General features: G+C 65.0%; 1 protein-coding gene. It reads right to left on the bottom strand.

Features of this window, described 5'->3' with window-relative positions; all coding sequences use genetic code 11:
• Positions 1–512: ABC transporter substrate-binding protein (locus LPA54_RS36625; RefSeq protein WP_228984818.1), on the bottom strand; the 512-nt coding region annotated here is incomplete at both ends.

Genomic DNA, 512 nt, shown 5'->3' with positions numbered 1-512 from the left:
AGACCAGCTCGTCGAACTTCGGCGCACCGCGCCAGAAGTCCTTGTTGGCCTTCAGCCGTACGTAGCTGTCGGGCTTGTGGTCGGTGAGGACGAACGGCCCGTTGCCGACCACGGGGAAGTCCTTGTCGTTGTTGAACTTCGAGAAGTCGTCGACCTTCTCCCACACATGCTTGGGCACGATGGGCACGTCCAGCGCCGTCATCGTGGCCTGCGGCTTCTTCAGCTTGATGACCAGCGTGGTCGGGTTCGGCGCGGTCACCTTCTCGAAGTTGGAGACGAAGCTGCCGTTGGCGGTGGCCGCGCCCGGGTCGGTCATCATCGTCCGGAACGTCCACGCCGCGTCCTCGGCGGTGGCCTGCCTGCCGTCCGACCACCGCGAGTCGGAGCGGATCGTGTACGTCCAGGTCAGCTTGTCCGGGGAGGACTCCCACCGGGTGGCCAGTCCCGGGACGACGTGGTTGTCATCGGGGTCGTAGTTGGTGAGGTACTCGTAGGTGAGCCGGTGGATGCTG

This window comes from Streptomyces sp. DH12 (genome assembly GCF_020873895.1).
Lineage (GTDB): Bacteria > Actinomycetota > Actinomycetes > Streptomycetales > Streptomycetaceae > Streptomyces.
The sequence above is the reverse complement of the archived record's forward strand: the minus strand, read 5'-3'. Positions and strand labels throughout refer to the sequence as shown.